17 protein-coding genes and 3 tRNA genes are annotated in these 18,461 nt (G+C 66.0%); 13 read left to right on the top strand and 7 right to left on the bottom strand.

From position 1 onward, the window contains the following. The first annotated feature begins 19 nt into the window (after positions 1-19). Positions 20-376: a phosphoribosyl-AMP cyclohydrolase gene (gene hisI / locus ACE37B_RS17930; RefSeq protein ID WP_409924708.1), complete on the top strand. Its 357-nt coding sequence runs from the start codon at positions 20-22 to the stop codon at positions 374-376. Continuing rightward, positions 373-1,899: an anthranilate synthase component I gene (trpE, locus tag ACE37B_RS17925; protein ID WP_409924707.1), complete on the top strand. Its 1,527-nt coding sequence runs from the start codon at positions 373-375 to the stop codon at positions 1,897-1,899. Before hisI ends, trpE begins: the two co-directional genes overlap by 4 nt. Before the next feature lie 99 nt (positions 1,900-1,998). On the opposite strand, the gene ACE37B_RS17920 is transcribed toward trpE, so the two are convergent. Continuing rightward, entirely contained in the window at positions 1,999-2,592 is a 594-nt protein-coding gene (locus ACE37B_RS17920) for a hypothetical protein (RefSeq protein WP_409924706.1), read from the bottom strand. 33 nt (positions 2,593-2,625) lie between these two features. Between ACE37B_RS17920 and ACE37B_RS17915 the strand changes: the two genes are divergently transcribed. After that, positions 2,626-3,330: a YgfZ/GcvT domain-containing protein gene (locus ACE37B_RS17915; RefSeq protein WP_409924705.1), complete on the top strand. Its 705-nt coding sequence runs from the start codon at positions 2,626-2,628 to the stop codon at positions 3,328-3,330. 21 nt (positions 3,331-3,351) lie between these two features. Here the strand turns inward: ACE37B_RS17915 and ACE37B_RS17910 are convergent, their stop codons facing one another. Then, positions 3,352-4,473 (bottom strand): metalloprotease, encoded by a 1,122-nt coding sequence (locus ACE37B_RS17910; RefSeq protein WP_409924704.1) that lies wholly within the window; start codon positions 4,471-4,473, stop codon positions 3,352-3,354. Positions 4,474-4,566: 93 nt separating this feature from the next. Here ACE37B_RS17910 and ppdK point away from each other — a divergent pair, with 93 nt between their 5' ends. Then, positions 4,567-7,209: a pyruvate, phosphate dikinase gene (ppdK, locus tag ACE37B_RS17905; protein ID WP_409924703.1), complete on the top strand. Its 2,643-nt coding sequence runs from the start codon at positions 4,567-4,569 to the stop codon at positions 7,207-7,209. Positions 7,210-7,296: 87 nt separating this feature from the next. Here ppdK and ACE37B_RS17900 read toward each other — a convergent pair whose 3' ends face one another. Beyond that, positions 7,297-8,727 carry a hypothetical protein gene (locus tag ACE37B_RS17900; RefSeq protein WP_409924702.1) on the bottom strand — a complete coding sequence of 477 codons (1,431 nt, stop codon included), beginning with the start codon at positions 8,725-8,727 and terminating at the stop codon, positions 7,297-7,299. 95 nt (positions 8,728-8,822) lie between these two features. Here ACE37B_RS17900 and dnaG point away from each other — a divergent pair, with 95 nt between their 5' ends. The 4 genes from dnaG (at position 8,823) to ACE37B_RS17880 (ending at position 12,215) form a co-directional block, all read left to right on the top strand. Next, complete coding sequence (gene dnaG, locus ACE37B_RS17895; RefSeq protein ID WP_409924701.1) at positions 8,823-10,583, top strand: DNA primase; 1,761 nt, start codon at positions 8,823-8,825, stop codon at positions 10,581-10,583. Beyond that, positions 10,570-11,871: an RNA polymerase sigma factor RpoD gene (gene rpoD / locus ACE37B_RS17890; RefSeq protein ID WP_409924972.1), complete on the top strand. Its 1,302-nt coding sequence runs from the start codon at positions 10,570-10,572 to the stop codon at positions 11,869-11,871. The genes dnaG and rpoD overlap by 14 nt, the downstream gene beginning before the upstream one ends. A 103-nt stretch (positions 11,872-11,974) precedes the next feature. Then, positions 11,975-12,047: transfer RNA gene (locus ACE37B_RS17885), tRNA-Asn, on the top strand. 94 nt (positions 12,048-12,141) lie between these two features. Continuing rightward, positions 12,142-12,215, top strand: a tRNA-Ile gene (locus tag ACE37B_RS17880). A 64-nt stretch (positions 12,216-12,279) separates the two neighbouring features. On the opposite strand, the gene ACE37B_RS17875 is transcribed toward ACE37B_RS17880, so the two are convergent. Both ACE37B_RS17875 and ACE37B_RS17870 read right to left on the bottom strand, forming a co-directional pair. Beyond that, positions 12,280-12,543 carry a hypothetical protein gene (locus ACE37B_RS17875; RefSeq protein ID WP_409924700.1) on the bottom strand — a complete coding sequence of 88 codons (264 nt, stop codon included), beginning with the start codon at positions 12,541-12,543 and terminating at the stop codon, positions 12,280-12,282. A 27-nt stretch (positions 12,544-12,570) separates the two neighbouring features. Beyond that, positions 12,571-13,140, bottom strand: coding sequence for a hypothetical protein (locus ACE37B_RS17870; RefSeq protein ID WP_409924699.1), 570 nt, complete (start codon positions 13,138-13,140; stop codon positions 12,571-12,573). A gap of 26 nt (positions 13,141-13,166) precedes the next feature. On the opposite strand from ACE37B_RS17870, the gene ACE37B_RS17865 reads away from it, so the two are divergent. The 3 genes from ACE37B_RS17865 (at position 13,167) to ACE37B_RS17855 (ending at position 14,528) form a co-directional block, all read left to right on the top strand. Next, positions 13,167-13,970, top strand: a complete 804-nt coding sequence (locus ACE37B_RS17865; protein ID WP_409924698.1) for an inositol monophosphatase family protein — start codon at positions 13,167-13,169, stop codon at positions 13,968-13,970. Between the two features lie 37 nt (positions 13,971-14,007). Further along, positions 14,008-14,415, top strand: a complete 408-nt coding sequence (locus ACE37B_RS17860; protein WP_409924697.1) for a hypothetical protein — start codon at positions 14,008-14,010, stop codon at positions 14,413-14,415. A gap of 39 nt (positions 14,416-14,454) precedes the next feature. Then, a tRNA-Val gene (locus tag ACE37B_RS17855) sits at positions 14,455-14,528 on the top strand. A 144-nt stretch (positions 14,529-14,672) separates the two neighbouring features. Here the strand turns inward: ACE37B_RS17855 and ACE37B_RS17850 are convergent. Beyond that, the gene (locus ACE37B_RS17850; RefSeq protein ID WP_409924696.1) at positions 14,673-14,912 is read right to left on the bottom strand and encodes a helix-turn-helix domain-containing protein; all 240 of its coding nucleotides are present in this window, start codon (positions 14,910-14,912) and stop codon (positions 14,673-14,675) included. 195 nt (positions 14,913-15,107) lie between these two features. Between ACE37B_RS17850 and ACE37B_RS17845 the strand changes: the two genes are divergently transcribed. Both ACE37B_RS17845 and ACE37B_RS17840 read left to right on the top strand, forming a co-directional pair. Then, on the top strand, positions 15,108-15,323 hold the full coding sequence (locus tag ACE37B_RS17845) for a hypothetical protein (RefSeq protein ID WP_409924695.1): 216 nt from the start codon (positions 15,108-15,110) through the stop codon (positions 15,321-15,323). Continuing rightward, positions 15,320-15,760, top strand: a complete 441-nt coding sequence (locus ACE37B_RS17840; protein ID WP_409924694.1) for a PIN domain-containing protein — start codon at positions 15,320-15,322, stop codon at positions 15,758-15,760. Before ACE37B_RS17845 ends, ACE37B_RS17840 begins: the two co-directional genes overlap by 4 nt. 1,305 nt (positions 15,761-17,065) lie before the next feature. Here the strand turns inward: ACE37B_RS17840 and ACE37B_RS17835 are convergent. Then, a complete protein-coding gene (locus ACE37B_RS17835) occupies positions 17,066-18,340 on the bottom strand; it encodes an ISL3 family transposase (RefSeq protein WP_409922550.1) in 1,275 nt (424 codons plus the stop codon). Positions 18,341-18,461 lie beyond the last annotated feature (121 nt).

Raw genomic sequence — 18,461 nt, 5'->3', positions numbered from 1 at the left:
GATCTCTAGGCTGTCGGCCATGCCCGAGGGGATCACGATCGACGCAACCGCCGACGAGTTGGCGAGCATCAAGTACAACGACGACGGGCTGGTGACCGCGATCGCACAAGACGTCGAGAACGGCGAGGTGCTGATGCTCGCCTGGATGAACGAGGAGTCGCTCAAGATGACCTTCGCCGAAGGGCGGATGGTCTACTGGTCGCGCAGCCGCCAAGAGTTGTGGCGCAAGGGCGATACGAGCGGTGATCGCCAGTTCGTCAAGGCAGCGTTCTACGACTGCGATGCCGACGCGCTCCTGTTCAAGGTCGAGCAGGAAGGTGCGGGCGCGTGCCACACCGGCGCTCGCTCCTGCTTCTTCCGACAGTTCGGATCGTGAAGTTCCAGCCGTCGCGCGAGGCGTTCCACGCGCACGCGACCGCGCACACGGTGGTGCCCGTCTGGACCGAGTTGCTCGCCGATCTCGAGACGCCGGTGGCGGCGTTCACCAAGCTCGTCGGTGATCAACCGGGGTTCTTGCTCGAATCGGTCGAGGGCGCCGAGCGTTGGGCGCGGTTCTCCTTCGTCGGACGCAATCCCTCGGCGACGATGGTGCTGCGCAACGGAACGGTCGAGCTCGACGGGCCGCTGCCGGCTGGCATCCCGACCGACCGGGGGATCCTCTCGGCGATCGAGGCGCTGCTGGATGCACACAGCAGCCCGGCCTTCGACGATCTGCCGCCGCTGCACGGCGGCATCGTCGGCTTTCTCGGCTACGACGTGATCCGCGAAGTCGAACATCTGCCCGACACGCCCTCCGATGATCGGCAGTACCCCGATGGCGTGATGTCGGTGATCGGGTCACTGGCGGCGTTCGACCATTGGCGACAGCGTGTGTACCTGATCGAGAGTGTGTCGACGCTCGGGCTGTCGACGAGCGAGATCGATGCCGCATATGACGCCGCGATTGTTCGGGTCGAGCAGGCGGTGGCCGATCTCGCCAAGCCGCTGCCGTACACGCCGGTCGAGCCTCCGTCGTCCGACGACGTACTCCCGGAGTTGCGCTCGTCGATGGACGACGGCGCGTACCAGCGGGCGGTGAACGTGGCCAAGGATTACGTCGTCGCCGGCGACATCTTCCAAGTCGTGCTGGCGCAACGTTACGACCTCGAACTCGAAGCCGATCCGTTCGACGTGTACCGCGTGCTTCGTCAGGTCAACCCGTCGCCGTACATGTACTTCGTGAGGCATCCGGAGTTGACGATCGTCGGGTCATCGCCCGAGCCCATGGTGCAGTTGCTCGACCGCAAGGTCATCTCGCGGCCGATCGCGGGAACGCGCCGACGCGGCAAGACCGACGAGCACGATCGACGAATGGCCGCTGAGTTGTCGGAGCATCCCAAGGAGCGTGCAGAACACGTGATGCTGGTCGATCTCGCCCGCAACGACGTCGGCCGGGTCGCGAAGTTCGGATCGATCAACGTCGACGAACTGATGACCCTCGAGCGGTACAGCCACGTGATGCACCTCACGTCGCAGGTGTCGGGCGATCTCAACGACGGGCTCGGTCCGATCGACGTCCTGCGTGCCACGTTGCCGGCGGGAACGGTGAGTGGCGCTCCGAAGGTGCGTGCGATGGAGATCATCGACGAACTCGAGCCGGTCAAGCGCGGTCCGTACGCCGGTGTGGTCGGCTACATCGACTGGTCGGGCAATCTCGACACGGCGATCGCCATCCGCACCATGTTCGTCACCGGTGATGGCGCGACCGCCAGCCTGCAGGCAGGAGCTGGCATCGTCGCCGATTCCGAACCCGATGAGGAAGATCTCGAGTGCCGCAACAAGGCCGCCGCGCTCCTCGCAGCGATCCCGGCGGCCCGCCGCATGACCACCGCCCGCCGCGCCACGGGCACCCCCGCCTGACGATCACGCAGAGTGACGTCAACGTGGTGTCTGACACCAGGTTGACACACCAGGTTGACGTGGTGTCTGACACCAGGTTGACGTGCTCTCGGTTGACGGTCAGAGGGCGAGGGAGATGGCGAAGATGACCCCGAGGCCGAGGAACACGAAGCTGACCAGCGCGGCGATCGCCATGAGGCCGGGGAACGTGGTGACGGCGGACAGCGCCGAGGTGAGCGCCCGGAACTGCTGAGCGCGGTCGCCGATGGCGCTCCGGAATCCGAAGAATTCTCTCGACAAGTCGGCGATGCCGTCGTCGCTTCGCTCCTCGGTGACGAGCACCGTGTCGATCACCGTTCGCTCCGTGGTGCGATCACCGCCGATGAGCGCTCGCACCTCTGCGACCAACGAGTCGGCTGATCGGCGCACGGATCGAAGTCGCCACATCGCGATCACCACCGACCCGACGCCGACGACGGCGAAGAACCCGCCGAGCGCGACCCAGACCGTCCTCATGCCGTCACTCAAGGCTGCCAGGCCGAGTAGGAAGCCGCTGACGCACGCGAGGACGGCGAACATCAGCACGCCACCGGCGAGCGCGTTGGCTCGCCGAACGAGGTGGAGGACGCTGTCGATGGCCCGCCGGGCAAGTCGGTCGAGGTCGTCGAGCCCGAAACCGTCGTCGTCGTCGGGGATGTCGTCGCGGGCAGCCATGGTGATCGCAGTGTGCCACGCCAGACTGGACATGTGAACCCCGACGACGCCGTTGCTTCCACCGCCGACTTCATCGACGACTCCGCCAGAGACAGAGTCACCGTATCTGGTGCCGATGCGCAGACGTACCTGCAGTCGCAGCTGGCGCAGGAACTCCGTGACCTCGCCGTGGGTGCGGCACGATGGAGTCTCGTCCTCGATCCGACCGGCAAGGTCGACTCGCTGGCACGTGTTCGACGCAGCGCCGATGTGGTGTTCGTCCTCGACACCGACGCCGGCTTCGGCGAGGCGCTGATGGCACGGGTCAACCGCTTCAAGATCCGTGTGGCTGCCGACGTGACCCTCGAGACCGCCGAATCGCCATCACCGGCGGCGGAATTCGAGCAGCGGCGTGTCGAAGCAGGTTGGCCCCGCATGGGCGCGGAGATCGAACCCGGCTCGACGATCCCGGCAACGACCGGGCTCGTCCCGGTGGCTGTCAACCTGAAGAAGGGGTGTTATCCGGGCCAGGAGTTGGTGGAGCGAATGGACAGTCGTGGAGCAGATGCCCCGCGGTCGCTGCGGGTCCTCGAGGTCGGCGTGGCAGTCGCCGACGGCGTGCGGCCGGGCGACTCGGTCGTCGGCATCGATGGCACCGACGTCGGTGTCGTCACCAGCGTCGCTCCTGATGGCTGTTGGGCGCTCGGTTACGTCAAGCGCGGCGCCGATGTCGGCACCGCACCGTTCCAACTCGACTGAGCCGAACGAGCCGGGCGCCCCTCAGCCAGGGGTCGCCAGAGAGCGCCGGATCGCAATGACGTCGGGATGGTGTCGGACTCCGGTGAGCTCCGGTGCCCGATCGATCGTCATGGCGAGACCGCTGTCGGAGGTGCCGGCGTCCGCCCCCGACCGAAGCCATCCGATCGCGGTGGAGTGATCGCCGAGCGCGGCCGCGGCACGAGCGACGATCGTTGCGCTGAGCGTGTTCGGGTGCCGGTCGAACGACCCGGCGGCGTAGTGCGCTGCGGCGTCGAATCGACCGGTCATCATCAACAGATTGGCGAGCACGTACTCGTTCCCGGCGTCGCCGTGCGGATACGGGTCGGGGAGCAGATCGATGAGCTCATTCGCTCGAGCTGGCGTCATCGACAGGTTCGACGTCGGCGGTATCGGCTGCGGGTGGCTCAACGCGGCGGTCAACAGCCGGCGCGCCTTGGCGGGCTTGTCGGCATCGAGCGCGCGCCCCGCGAGTTCCCATGGCGACGCGGGCGACGGCCTGGGCTTGGTGGCATTGAGGAGTTGCAGTTGGGCGATGATCAAGAAGGCGATGAAGATCCCGAAGCCCTGGTAGCCGTTGAGGAACATCCAGATCGCGCCGCCAGCGGTAGCGGCGATCGAGAAATAGATCATCGGCTTGTCGGCGCGACCGGGCAGCACTCGGTCGAGCGCCGTGTTGACGATGTGGCCGCCGTCGAGCGGCAGGACCGGGATGAGGTTCATCAATCCGATCGCCGGCCCGGCCCACCAGATGGCAAACGACGCAGGCGAGTCGTCGAAGGAGTCGCGGCTGAGCGGATTGACCCCCATCGCCAGCAACACGGCAACGCTCACCGAGATGTGGACGAACGGTCCGGCGAACGAGATCCACGCCTGGCGAGCCCGGCTGATCGGACGGGTCGGTCGGTAGGAGGCGTACCCGGCGAGGAACCCGAGTGAGATCTCGGCGTCGGCGCCCGCGCTTCTCGCGGCGAAGGCGTGGCCCAGTTCGTGGAGCAAGGTGAGCACGGCGATCGCACCGGCGAGCCACCAACCGAACTCGCTGCCGTACAGCGCGACGATCAGCACCATGAACACCACGAAGCCCGATTGCACTCGTACGTCGAACCCGAACAATCGGAACATCGATGGACCATCGTACGGTCGCCGGCGGGTCCGCGCCGTGCCGTGAGGCATCGACCCACGATCCGTCACGACAGTCGTAGACTTCGACGCCGTATGTCACTTGTCTACAGCTTCGACCATAAGCATCGCCGCCCTCCGATGGAGTACAAGGATCTGCTCGGGGGCAAAGGTGCGAACCTCGCCGAGATGACGTCGGTCCTCAAGCTGCCGGTTCCGCCGGGCTTCACGATCTCGACCGACGCATGCCGTGCGTACATGCACGGCGGCTGGCCGGCCGAGCTCGACGACGAGATCGCCGCGCAGGTCTTCAAGCTGGAAAAGGACATGGGCCGCAAGCTCGGCGATCCGCACGATCCGCTGCTCGTTTCGGTGCGCTCGGGCGCCAAGTTCTCGATGCCGGGCATGATGGACACGGTCCTCAACCTCGGCCTCAACAACGAGAGCGTCAAGGGTCTGGCGACGATCACGAACAACGAGCGGTTCGCGTACGACTCGTACCGCCGCTTCATCGCCATGTACGGCCGGATCGTGCTCGGCGTCGACGGGCATGTGTTCGAAGCCCCGCTCGAAGCCGCCAAAGAAAAGGCCGGTACGACGAACGATGCCGACCTCGACACCTCGGTGCTGAAGTCGCTGTGTACGACCTACCTGAAGGCGGTCAAGAAGGCGACCGGCGAAGAGTTCCCGCAGCGGCCGAGTCTTCAGCTGCGCGGCGCGGTCGAGGCCGTGTTCAAGTCGTGGAACGGCGCGCGGGCGATCGCGTACCGCGTGCGCGAGAAGATCAGTCACGAACTCGGCACCGCCGTCAACGTCCAGGCCATGGTCTTCGGCAACCGCGATGACAGCTCTGCGACCGGCGTCGGCTTCACGCGCAATGCGTCGACCGGGGTCAATCAGCCCTACGGCGACTTCCTGATCAACGCGCAGGGCGAAGACGTGGTGGCCGGCATCCGCAACACGCAGACGCTCGAAGACATGGAGCGTGCGTTCCCGGAGATCTACAAGGAGCTGCTCGGCATCTTCCTGCGGCTGGAGCGCCACTACGAGGACATGTGCGACACCGAGTTCACCATCGAGCAGGGCAAGCTCTGGATGCTGCAAACTCGTGTCGGCAAGCGCACCGGTGCTGCAGCGCTGCGGATGGCCGTCGACATGACCAAGGGCACCGGTCGCGGCGATCAACGCTGGAAGATCACGCGCGAGGAAGCGTTGATGCGTGTGAGCGAAGAGCACCTCGACTCGGTTCTGCACCCGCAGTTCGCGAAGGCCGGCAAGGCGCTGGCCAAGGGCCTAGGCGCATCGCCGGGGGCCGCTGTCGGCAAGGTGTACTTCACCGCCGACGACGCGTGTGACGCTGAGGAGCGGGGCGAGAAGGTCATCCTGGTTCGCAACGAAACGAGTCCCGAAGACGTTCACGGCATGATGGTCGCGCAGGGCATCCTCACCGCTCGCGGTGGGCTCGTGAGCCACGCAGCGGTCGTCGCTCGCGGTTGGGGCACCCCTGCTGTCGTCGGCGCCGAGGCGATCAAGATCAGCGGCAAGCAGTTCTCCGTCGGCGACGTCGTGGTGAGCGAAGGTGACGAGATCTCCCTCGATGGCACGACGGGCGATGTGGTGCTCGGCGCGATGGACCTCGAGGATGCGAAGCCGCCGGCCGAGTTCGACATCATCCTCAAGTGGGCTGACGCGGTTCGGAAGGGCAAGATGTCCGTCCGTGCGAACGCCGATACCGGCGAAGATGCTGCCAACGCCCGTGCGCTCGGCGCCGAGGGCATCGGCCTGTGTCGCACGGAGCACATGTTCCTCGCTCCGGACCGCCTGCCGATCGTGCGCGAGATGATCCTCGCGTCGACTCCCAAGCAGGAAGAGGTCGCGCTCGAGAAGCTGCGGGTCGCCCAGCAGGCCGACTTCGAGGAGATCCTCGAGGCGATGGACGGCCTGCCGGTCACGATCCGCCTGCTCGACCCGCCGCTCCACGAGTTCCTCCCGTCGGTCGAGGAGCTGCGCGTCAAGCAGGCTGCGAAGGGCAAGCTGTCGAAGAAGGACGGACAGATGCTCGAAGCGGCCGAGCGTTGGGCTGAGCACAACCCGATGATCGGCACTCGCGGTGTTCGACTCGGCGTCATCAAGCCGGGTCTGTACGCGATGCAGGTGCGGGCGTTGCTCGATGCCGCTGCGAAGCTGCGCGAAGCCGGCAAGAAGCCGGTCGTCGAAGTGATGATCCCGCTGACCGTCACCCGCGAGGAACTCGCGTTGGCACGCAGCTGGGTGCAGACCGAGATCGACGCAGCGCTCGCCGGCATGAAGAAGAAGCCGACGATCACCATCGGCACGATGATCGAGACGCCGCGTGCGGCGATTCGCGCCGACGAGTTGGCTGAGGTGTCGGACTTCTTCTCGTTCGGCACCAACGACCTGACGCAGTTGACGTTCGGCTTCAGCCGTGACGACGTCGAGAGCCGCATGATGCCGGCGTACCTCGAGCAGGGCCTGCTGAAGCGGAACCCGTTCGACACGATCGATCAGAGCGGCGTGGGCGACCTCGTCGAGATCGGTGCGCAGCGTGGCAGGGCGACCAAGCCGGATCTGAAGCTGGGCGTGTGCGGTGAGCACGGCGGTGACCCGGAGTCGATCGACCTCTTCTACCGGGTCGGTCTCGACTACGTGTCGTGCAGCCCGTTCCGAGTGCCGATCGCTCGGCTGTCGGCGGCGCAGGCCATCCTTCGTAACGCCTGACGACGGGCGCCCGATCGGGCGTCTGCGTCAGGGTGAGCCTCCACGAGTCCGGAGCCGGCTGGTCGCCGGCCCGGACTCGTGTCGCGTTCAGCGGACCGCGAAGAAGTCGGGGTCGCCCTCGAAGGCGTTGCCGTTGGCGTAGAAGAGCAGCGAGTCGGTGTCGGCCTCGTCGACGACAAAGCAGAGCGTGCCGGTGAGGGCGCCACCGGGGAACACGTCCGCGAAGCGATCGATTTCGTTGTCGAGCCCCGACACGAAGCAGTCGGTCGCCGAGACGTTGGAGTCTCCGACGGCGCCGGTGTCGACCGAGAAGCCCGAGCTCGACGTCTCCGAGCCGTCGTAGGCCAAGGTCACGTCGATCAAGACGTAGCTGGTGCCAGGCGGAGGCGGGTTGTTGAAGTCGCTGGCTGCGGCGACGGCGGCGTCGGCGTCGAGATCAGCGCTGTTCACGGTGACGGTCCAGCCTTCGCCGACGTCGACGGCGGTACCGAGAGCGGCGGGTGCCGTGCGGTCGTCGGTGGCGTCGCCGTCGGCGGCGGGGCCGGTCGATCCGGTCACGGTCGTCGGCGTGGCAGCCTCGGTGGTCGGTGCGAAGAACACGGGGCGATTGCCGAAGCCGACCTCGACGCTGAGTTCGGGTTCGTCGGGGAAGCGGTCGGGTGTGGCGCTGAAGCAACTCACCACCGAAAGCGATGCTCCGGAGAAGGCTTCGCGATTCGAGAAGTACAGCGTCTCGGTCATGTTGCCGCAGCCGGCCTGGTCGATCGCGACGCCGTCGCTGCCGACGAGTTGGAGTTGGAGTTGGCTGAGGTTCGTCGGTTCTTCGGTGCCGCCGTAACCGACGTCGAGCGACACCATGGCGATGATCTCACCCTCGTCGAGGAACGGCTCGGAGCCTCCGCGTTCGGTGATGGTCGCGGCGGCGTCGGCTTCGTAGCCGGTGATCGCGACGACGAAACCCTCACCGACCGGTGTCGCCAGGTTCGCAGGAACGGGATCGTCCTTCGTGCCAGCGAGACCGAGTGTCTCCAGTTCGGCCTCCAGGTCCTCCAGTGAACGGCCCGACGTGTCTTCGAAATCGCAGTCTTCGCTGACCCACTTCCCGTTCTCGTAGATGACGTCGATTTCTTCGTCGGAGAGCCCGAAGCCGTCGAGGTCCACACCCTCCGGTGGAATCAACTCGACGCTGATCGTGGCCTGGTCCCCGTCGAACGAGGTGGCGGTGCCGCGGACCTCGAGGTCGGACAGGTTGAGTTCGTCGCTGCTCATGAACGCCTGCACCAGAATGAGCGCGTCGCGGATCTCGTCACGGTCGACCTTCTCTCGGCACTCGGCGCTCATGAACGCCATCACGTCGTCGATGTCCGCGGTGTAGGTCCCGCGCAACGCCCGCTCAGCGGCCGCGACCGCTCCCTCCTCGGTTTGCGGTTGCGTCGAACTGCCGCCACCGCCGCCGCACGCTGCGGTGACGACGGCGAACACGACGGGGATGGCGATGAAGGCCCTGCGGATGCGCATGGCGAGAGTGTAGGAATCGGAGTCGGCCGCAGGCCGGTATTTGGCGATGCGGCGTGCCAGGGCCGATCGGCGTTCGCTGCCGTAGTGTGACGGCGATGGGGATCGCGGACGACGACATCGAGCGGTTGCGTTCGACGGTGTCGATCATCGACACGGTGCAGCGCTACGTCGCGCTCAAGCGTGTGGGGCGCAACTGGGTGGGGTTGTGCCCGTTCCACGCCGAGAAGTCCGGGTCGTTCAACGTGAGCGAAGAGCGGGGTCGCTACAAGTGTTTCGGTTGCCAGGCAGGCGGCGATGTCTTCACGTTCATCCAGGAGATCGAGCATCTCGATTTTCCTGGAGCGGTGGAGCATCTGGCCGCCAAAGCGGGTGTCGATCTCACGTACACCACCACCGGGCAGTCCTCGGAGCGGGCTCGGCGCAAGCGCCTCACCGAAGCAATGGGCGACGCAGTCGAGTGGTATCACCAGCGCTTGTTGACGAGCCCGGACGCACGCGCGGCGCGCGATTACCTGCGGACACGTGGTCTCGCGGGTGACGTCGCCCGGCATTTCAAGCTCGGCTGGGCTCCTGACGACTGGGATCTGCTGTCGCGCGAGTTGGGCCAACCCGCCGACGTGATGCAAGACGTCGGGCTGGCGTTTCGGAACCGTCGCAACCGGATGCAGGATTCGTTTCGGGCGCGGGTGATGTTCCCGATCTTCTCCGACTCTGGCGAGGCGTTGGCGTTCGGAGGACGCGTGCTGCCCGGCTCGGACGATCCGGCCAAGTACAAGAACTCGTCGGAAACCGCGATCTACGCGAAATCGAAGACGTTGTACGGCTTGAACTGGGCGAAGGCCGACATCGCCAAGGTCGATCAGGTGGTGGTGTGCGAGGGCTACACCGACGTGATCGGATTCCATCAGGCCGGCGTGCCCCGAGCGGTCGCCACGTGTGGCACCGCGCTCACGGAAGAACACGTCCGCATCCTGAAGCGCTACGCCCGCCGTGTCGTGCTGTCGTTCGACGCCGACGCGGCCGGCCAGGGCGCAGCGGAACGCTTCTACGAGTGGGAGGAAAAGCACCAGGTCGAAGTGTCGGTGGCGCGCCTCCCGGCGGGGAAGGACCCCGGTGACCTGGCACGATCCAATCCAGAGGCGTTGGCGAAGGCGGTCGAATCGCCGATTCCGTTCCTCGGATTCCGGTTGCAGCGAACGCTGCAGAGTCGGCGCATGGATTCCCCGGAGCATCGTGCCCGTCTCGCCGAGGAGGCGATGACGGTCGTCAACGAGCATCCGAACGCCAACGTCCGCAAGCTGTACGCCGGGGAGGTGGCGGCGAAGGTCGGCCTGCCGGTGACCGATCTGGTTCGGCTGGCCGAGCGCGGCACCCGTCGCCCGGTCGTCGAGGTGCGTGCACCGCGGCGGAACGGGCCGATGGAGAACGCCGAGTTCGCTGCGCTGGTGTTGCTGATCGACGACTGGGACTCGATCGCCGAATGGTTGGTCGAGGCTCTCTTCTACGACGACGCGAATCGGATGGCGTTCCTGGCCTTGGCGGAGGCCGGCGACTTCAATCGGGCCCTCGAGATCGCTCCGCCCGACGCTCGTGAGGTGCTCGAACGCGCCGGGATGGCCGACCTGCAGCTCGATCCGATGGTCGAGGCCCGCCAGCTGATCGAGGCGGCGGTTCGGCGTGAGTTGCGGCAGCGAACGAGCCTCACCGACCCGGTCGACCTGGAGCAGAACCGTGTGGCTCGCCTCGATGTCGAGGCCTTGACGAGTTCTGATGCCGAGCGGTCGCTGGCGGCGGCCGAGTCATTGCTAGGTTGGCTGCATCGACGCACAGAAGAGCGGACCGCTGGTGACACCTGACGCATCCGACGATGCGGCCGAGGCTCGTGATCTCGTCGCGCCATTCGACGGCGTCGATCCCGACGAGTGGGCGCAACTGCTCGCCAAGGGCCGCCAATCCGGTGAGGTGCACGCCGATCAGGTGAGTCACGTGTTGCGCCACGTCGAGTTGTCCGCCGTCGTGTTGACCGAGGTGCACGACGCCATGTCGGTGTTGGGCATCGAGATCGACGACGCGGTCGATCACGACCCCGACGACACCCCCGGTGGCGTGACGCGATCGGTGATCTCCGCCGAGCCCGACGCCGACGACGCCGACGAGCAGTTGCTCAGCCGCCGTCGCAAGCATCGCACCAAGAAGCAGGCGCCGCGCGGTGAGGGCGGCACGGCCGACGCCGTGCGGATGTACCTGCGTGAGATCGGACAGGTCGACCTGCTGACGATCGACGACGAGCGCCGCCTGGCCCAGCTGATCGAAGAAGGCAAGGTCGCCGCCGAGAAGATCGACGCGGCGAGCGAGGCCGGGTCGCCAGCCGAGGGTGTCGAGGCCCGGATGCTGATGCGCGCCGTGAACCGGGGTGAGCGCGCGAAGAGCGAGTTGACGCAGGCGAACTTGCGCCTCGTGGTCTCGATCGCCAAGCGGTACTCGGGGCGCGGCATGCAGCTGCTCGACCTGGTGCAGGAGGGCAACCTCGGGTTGATGCGTGCGGTCGACAAGTTCGACTACACCAAGGGCTTCAAGTTCTCGACGTACGCGACCTGGTGGATTCGCCAGGCGATCACCCGATCCATCGCCGATCAGGCGCGCACGATCCGCATCCCCGTGCACATGGTCGAGCACATGAACCGTGTGACCCGTGCGAAGCGGACGATGCATCAGGAGCTCGAGCGGGAGCCGACGATCGACGAGCTCGCCCAGCGGGTGCAGCTCGAACCCGACCGTGTCCGTGAGCTGTTGCGGATCTCGCAGGATCCGTTGTCGCTCGACTCGCCGGTGGGCGAGGAGGACGAATCGAACCTCGGTGACTTCATCCAGGACGATTCGGCCGACAGTCCGGCCGACGCGGCGACCAAGGCGATGCTGTCCGATGCCGTCAGTGAAGTGCTCGGCGAGCTGTCGGAGCGCGAGCAGGACATCGTGCGCCTGCGTTTCGGGCTCGACGGTGGGCAGGCCAAGACGCTCGAGGAAGTGGGCAAGGCGTTCGGCGTGACGCGTGAGCGGATCCGCCAGATCGAGGCGAAGACGCTCGCCAAGTTGCGTCACCCGCAGCGCAGCCAGCGTCTGCGGGAGTTCCTCGAAGCCGAGTGATCTGGCTGGGCCCGGATTCCGACGATTCTCACCGACATCACAGACATCGCGGCATCGAGACGTGTGATGCGGCGGAGCGCCGCGATATCATCGGCACTCGCAATCCGGGATAGCTCAGCTGGCAGAGCAATTGACTGTTAATCAATGGGTCGCAGGTTCGAGCCCTGCTCCCGGAGCTCAGACGCCCACCGTCCACGCGGTGGGCTTCTGTCTTTTTCGGCGCCGACGCGCTTGACTGAGAACACGCCGATCGGTCCCGGTCGGCGATGCGGGGTGTTAGCTCAGTTGGTCAGAGCAGCGGACTCATAATCCGTCGGTCCCGGGTTCGAGCCCCGGACGCCCCACGCACGCCTCGGCGACGCGCACGCTCCCTTGGGCCAAGGCGGCGGACGCCGTCGAGCGCGACGGTCAGGCGTCGGGTTGTTCGATGGCGTCGAGGAACGCGTTGACGTCGCCCTCTTCGCCGCCGACGAGCCAGATCGTGACCTCACCATCGGCGATCTCGTTGCCGTCGTCGTCTTCGGCGTCCTGCCACGGGAGCACGCCGTCGACGAAGTAGCGGTCGACGGTGATGTCGTCGGTGGAATCCTCGACCGGCGCGATGACGGCCAGTTCGACCTCGGCGTCCGGTGGCTGGTCGTTCAAGATGTCGATCAATTCATGCACTCGCACGGTGGGTCCTCGGTTCTTCGGAGGTGGTCAGAGATCGTCGAGCCAGGCGGGTGCCCGATCGAGGAGATACAGGCTCACGTACTTGCAACGTTCGAGCGCCGCGCCGATGGCGTCGTCGTTGGTGAGATAGACATCGGCGAGGTCGACGGTCATCTTGGCGACGATCGACAGACTCCGTTCGGGAGCATCGGTGACCGAGGGGAACGAGTCGATCGCCGACACCTCGACCGGGAGATCGATGCCACCGATCCCAGCCAGGTCGGTGGCGAGCACCAGGAGGTCTGGCGGTTCGGGAAGTGGCGGCAGCGTCCAGGTGAAAATGAGTGCGAACGTGAAGCCGGTCGGAGGCGGATCGTCGAGCTCTTCGAGCCGGATCACCTCGTCTTCGAACGCGAGCATCGCCCGCGGGTCGACGTCGAGCGACAGATGCAGGTCGATCGGGCCGGCGCACGCCTCCTCCGGATGCAGGTCGACTTCCCAGAGCTGCCGCAGCGAGTAGGTCTCCACGAAGTGGCGTTCGTCGTGGACGTGGAACCCGTGGTCGATGGCCTGACTCTTCACGTCGGCCACGAAACCAGCTACATCGATGACAGCCATCAACCCCGGACACTACCGTCCGCTGAGTGAACGAGACCAACGATCTGCGGGCGGGCGACGTCCTCGACCTGTTCCGGTCGATCAGCGAGCGCACCGCCGACCTGGTGGCAGCGAACCTCGATTGGTCGGAATCGGGTGAGCGGGTCGGTCAGTACGCGGTCGATCTCGGTGTCGACGAGGTGTGCCTGGAGATCCTGCACGACGCGGGCTGGGCGGTGCTGTCGGAGGAGAGCGGGATCACCGGAGCCGACGGTTCGTCGTTGGCTGCTCCACCGAATGCGATCGTGGTCGTCGATCCGCTTGACGGCTCGACGAACGCGGCGCTGGGCCTGCCCTGGTGTGCAACGTCGCTGTGCCTGGTCGTCGACGGGGTACCGACCGTCGCACACGTCGTAAACCTGCGGACTGGCGCACGATACGAGGCCGTGGCGGGGGAGGGGGCCACGTCCGACGGTGGTCCGATCAGCGTGGACGCGGGCGACGGGCAGCGTGGCGTCGTGCTCGCGGACGCGATCGTCGCGGTCAATGCGCGTCCGCCGGCCTCGTTCGTGCCGCGACAGTTCCGGGCGATGGGATCGACGGCGCTCGATGTCGCCAGCGTCGCTGCGCCGGGCGGGTTCGACGGCTACGTCGACTTCGACGACGAAATGATCGGTGTGTGGGACTACCTGGCGGCGATGCTCATCGTGGTCGAAGCGGGCGGTGTGGTCGCCGACGCCCTCGGCCGTGACCTGGTGACGCTCGATCCGACGGAGCGCCGTCGACCCGTCGCTGCTCGATCGGCGAGGTTGTTGGACGAGCTGCTCGTAGCAGCGAAGGTCGACCGCTGACGTCGACGCGCTCGCTATCGTCAGGTCGCAGATCGACATGGACCGCAAGCTCGTCATCAAGATCGGCGCCGCCCTCGCCGTGATCGCACTGTTCGGCGGACTGCTGTTCGTCCCGACCGGAGACGAGGCGGCTGCCCCTGGTGTGGAGGGGCCCACGTTGACGATGACGCCGTTCCAGGCGCCGAGCGGCTCCGAAGTCCGGGTCACGCTGACCGGCGCGGACGCGGAAACGACCTACGACCTGCTGTTCGTCAATCGGGGATCCGACGGGGCAGCGCAGAACGAGCCCGATCTGATCGAGGTCGTCACCACCGACGGCAACGGCAACGTCGGCATCCCGGTTCGACTGGAAGGTTCGCCGACCGACATCATCGAGGCCCGAGCGCTCGATGCCGACAACGTCGTGATCGCTCGTGCTGGCTTCCTCGTGACCGCCGGCCCCTGAAGCGGGAGCACCCGTGCCCGATAGGCTCCCCGCCTGTTCGGGCGCATAGCTCAGTTGGCTAGAGCGCTTCCCTTACAAGGAAGATGTCGGGGGTTCGAGTCCCTCTGCGCCCACCGATCTACCAGGCACTTTACAAATTTGGCCTGTCTGTGTTTCTTCGCGGTGGGCAACGCGGTGGGCAACACGATCTCAACGGATCCGCGGTGGTGATGGGCAGACTGCATCTCGCACATCGGCCGTGCAGGCGCAGCTGCGGCTCACTCCTTGTCGCCGGGTTGGCGCTCGGTGACGAAGCGCTCCAACTGCTCGATCGAGAACCGGACACTTCGACCGATGCGAATCGGAACGAGCTCCTCGCTCCACATGAGTTGGTACATCGACGAGCGGCTCAAGGAGAGGATCGCTCCTGCCTGCTCGACGGTCACGAGCAGCGGCCGCACCGAGGTCGACGTGCCATCTTCGTCTGCGGGAACGATCGAGAACGACTTCGCTGCCATACCAGCGTAAAGGCGCCCGGTCTGATCGTATGGGACACGAACCTGACGATCACAGCGCCGGACGATGCCTCGCACGACAGTCGACACGATGTCGTGTGAACGCCGCGGCTTCGATCAATTCGTGCCCGACCGCCGGTCTGGCTCGGCGCTGATCTCAGCCTTCTGACCAGCGGCGATCGTGGGAGCCCGTCATGTGTGATTGACCCGATCGACCTGTTATCACCGGCCGACTACGATGTGAACATGTCTGATACGGCGAAACACGACGGGGCGGGCGAGGACCTGATCGTCGTGCCGCTCGATGAGGCGCTGCGCCTCGCCAAGCCATGGGCGCCGGATCCGACCACGGGGATCGAGGATGTCACCGACGAAGAGTGGGACGCCTTCATCACTGCGCTCGAGCAGAGGTGAACAGTTCAGCGGCTGGTCGTGCTGTCGTCGACGACACGATGGCTGCCTCGGCGCTGATCAACTCTCGCCGTCGGCCGGGCGAACCCAACCCGTTCGAGAAGTTGATTGCTGGTCGGCGAGTCGTGATCTCGTTCGCAACGGTGACCGAACTCCGCTGCAGAGCGATCAACGGGAATTGGGGCGAGCTTCGCCAGCGGAGCCTGGAGCGCAACCTGCGCACCTTTGTCGTCGTTCAGCCCGACGACAAGTTGATGTCGACGTGCGCCGAGTTCCGGTCAGCGTGCGAACGTCGAGGGCATCCGCTGGGGCAGAAGCTTCACGAAGCCGATCGCTGGATCGCCGTCACCGCAATCGCCGGAGGCCTCGACTTGGTCTCCGACGACAAGGCGTTTCGTTCGGCGCCGGGACTCTCGTTACTCTCCACGCGCACAGCCTGACGACCGCGCCTCTTGCCTCGTGGTCAGATCGGGTTCGGCCAGCACTTCGCTGACCCTCCACTTCGTCACGTAGATCTGTTTCGTCCGGGTGCGGGGCGGTTGCGGCTTTTTGTGCGTGGCGGTTGTGGTGCGACTCCGTTCGTCCAGGGGAGTGCTCGTGAGGTCTCCCCCGTCCTGTACAGGCGGCTCGCTTTGGGTTGGTGGGACATCGCCGCCTCGCCAGATCGTGCGCGGCCAGAGATCGGGTGAGGCAGCTCGTCTGTCCTGGTGGTGGGAGGGCATATACCTTTGCAGGTTTCCCTCATCGGGAGACCTGGGGAACCGGGTCGGTAGCATTGGTGGCGGCCTCGGCCGTCGAGAGCGGTTGTCCGTTCGATGGTGTCGGCGTTTCTGCTTCCGTCGGCGGAGCGCATTGGACGGGTGAACGACACGTCGAACGGAGCGCTACTGGCGGTTGCCGTGTTGAACGATCGGACCGTGAAATCGACGCGCCTGGGGGAGCCAAGGAGTCGAGCACGACGGGCTCGTCGATGTGGCGGTCGCTCTCGTCGCTGCACGCGACCGAGTCGTAGAGCCAGACTGCTGTGGGATGGAACTCGGCGACGAGGTCGGCATTGAGCACCTCGGTCCATTCGGCTCGGCGTCGACCGTCTCAGACCGCCTTCCGGCTACGACAGCCCAGTTGCTCGACGCGGTGTGAACGGGAGTCGAAGCACCGCAGGTTGTGGGGCGGGGACAGGCCGCGAAGCGCCCACGGCAGGTTCCCGAAGGGAACCTGCAAAGGTGCATGCCCTCCCACCACTCGGACACACGACCTGCCTGACCCGACCGCCGATCACACACGATCTGGCGAGGCGGCCGTTCACTCAACCAGGCCAGGCCTCACCCGGGGATGACGAGAACAATGCCGGAACTGCGACGAACCCCGGCTGACACGCCAGCCTCACGCAGGCTGAGACGCACGCCGGCCGACCCGCGGTATCAGCCGTGTTTGCCGGCGGATCTGGTCACACGATCTGCGACGAGATCTCATCTGTGAGCCGGCGTGATCGGGTGTCGTGTCGGTGTTCGTGGGGTGCGCTCGACGCAGCTCGAGCGAAGTTGCAAGCGGACGCCCCTGCTCTTGCTCGTGGCGTGCAGTGGTCGGAGGCTCGTTATGCGTCCATGCTCCGGCATTCGACGGCACCGGCGGCTTGCGTCATCGAGCATTTTGGAGCGCTTGGCCGAGCGCAGAAGTGCCGCTACGCGCTGTTCGAGAGTCTGAATGTCCACGCTGATATGACGCTCTCCTGCTGGATCTGTGGGTCAGGTTCGGCCTGGGAGGGCGGGTGGGTGGCTCCCGAGTGCGAGGAGGGCGAGGGCGATGAGGGGTTCGGGTCCGTGGAAGCCGAACGCGATGCGGGTGAGGAGTCGGATCTTGGTGTTGGTCGACTCGATGAGGGCGTTGGAGAGCCCGGAGTCGAGTGCGTGATCGATCGCCCCTCGGTGCTTCACGATCTTGCGGGCGAGTTCGATGAAGGCCGGCATGCGTGATCGGCGCGCCCACGACAGCCATCTGTCGAGGGCGTGCTTGCCGGCGTCGCCCTTGACGGCGAACACGAATCGCAGTCCTTCCTTGAGGAGGTAGGCGCGATGGAGGCGAGGGTCGATCTTGGCGATCCAGTCGAGCTGGGCGCGTTGGTTGTCGGTGAGATCACCAGGGTTCTTCCAGAGCGCGTAGCGGGCGCGTGCGATGCCGAGCGAGGTGCCTCGGGCTCGTCCTCGCTGGGACATGACGGTCGTGATCGCGTTTCGTCCCGATGCCTGGTTCCAGGCTCGGCGACGCTCGACGTCGAGTGCTTCGATCGCCCACGCGACGACGTGAAACGCATCGGCGCAGCGCACGGCGTTCGGGGCTCTCTTGGCAACGACGCGGGCGATCCAGCCCGCCATGTCCGCAGAGATGTGGGTCAACTCCGCAGCGCGTTCGTCGCCGAGTTCGTCGAAGAACACCTCCAAGTCGGCGTCGGTGCGGCCCGGGCCGACCCACACCAGATGCCCAGTGTCGTGATCGACCACGACGATCAGGTAGCGGTGCCCGCGCTTGTAGGAGATCTCATCGATCCCGATCCGTCGCAGCCCGTCGAGACGATCAACACGCGCCTCGACATCAGCATTGACCCGCGTGACAATCGCCCCGATGGTGCGCCACGCCACCCGCAACAACTCACACGTCGCGGACTTCGAGGTGCGCACCGCCAACCAGGCCGCCAGGTCGTCGAAGTCGCGGGTGTGGCCGACACCGTGACGAGCCCACGGCACCGCCGCCACCGTCGGGCCATGAGTTCGGCACCGGACCCGTGGTGCGTCGGCTTCGATGAACACCTTCGTCGTGCCGGCGTCCAACGCCCGCCACCGCCGACGACCATCACCACGGTCGTAGCGAGGCGAACGTCGATGGCAGTGACCGCAGCGGCCACGAGCCTTCGCATCAGGTCTCACCGACACCACGATCGAACCATCGCTGTCGTCAACGCAGACCCCTTCCACGACCGTGCGCGTCAACCCGCACGCCTTCTCCCATACCTTGGTGTTCAGCACCCCGTCTGCCGTCCTTTCAGTTTCGAGCCTTCGACAGCGCGAAACCTAGGAATCAGGCGGGGTGCACCCGCGGATAGGCCCTCAACTCACCCACGGACAGAGCAGAAGAGCGTGATATGAG

This window comes from Ilumatobacter sp. (assembly GCF_046290335.1).
Taxonomy (GTDB): Bacteria; Actinomycetota; Acidimicrobiia; order Acidimicrobiales; family Ilumatobacteraceae; genus Ilumatobacter_A.
Note: the sequence above shows the minus strand (reverse complement) of the source record. Positions and strands in the feature narration are given on the sequence as shown.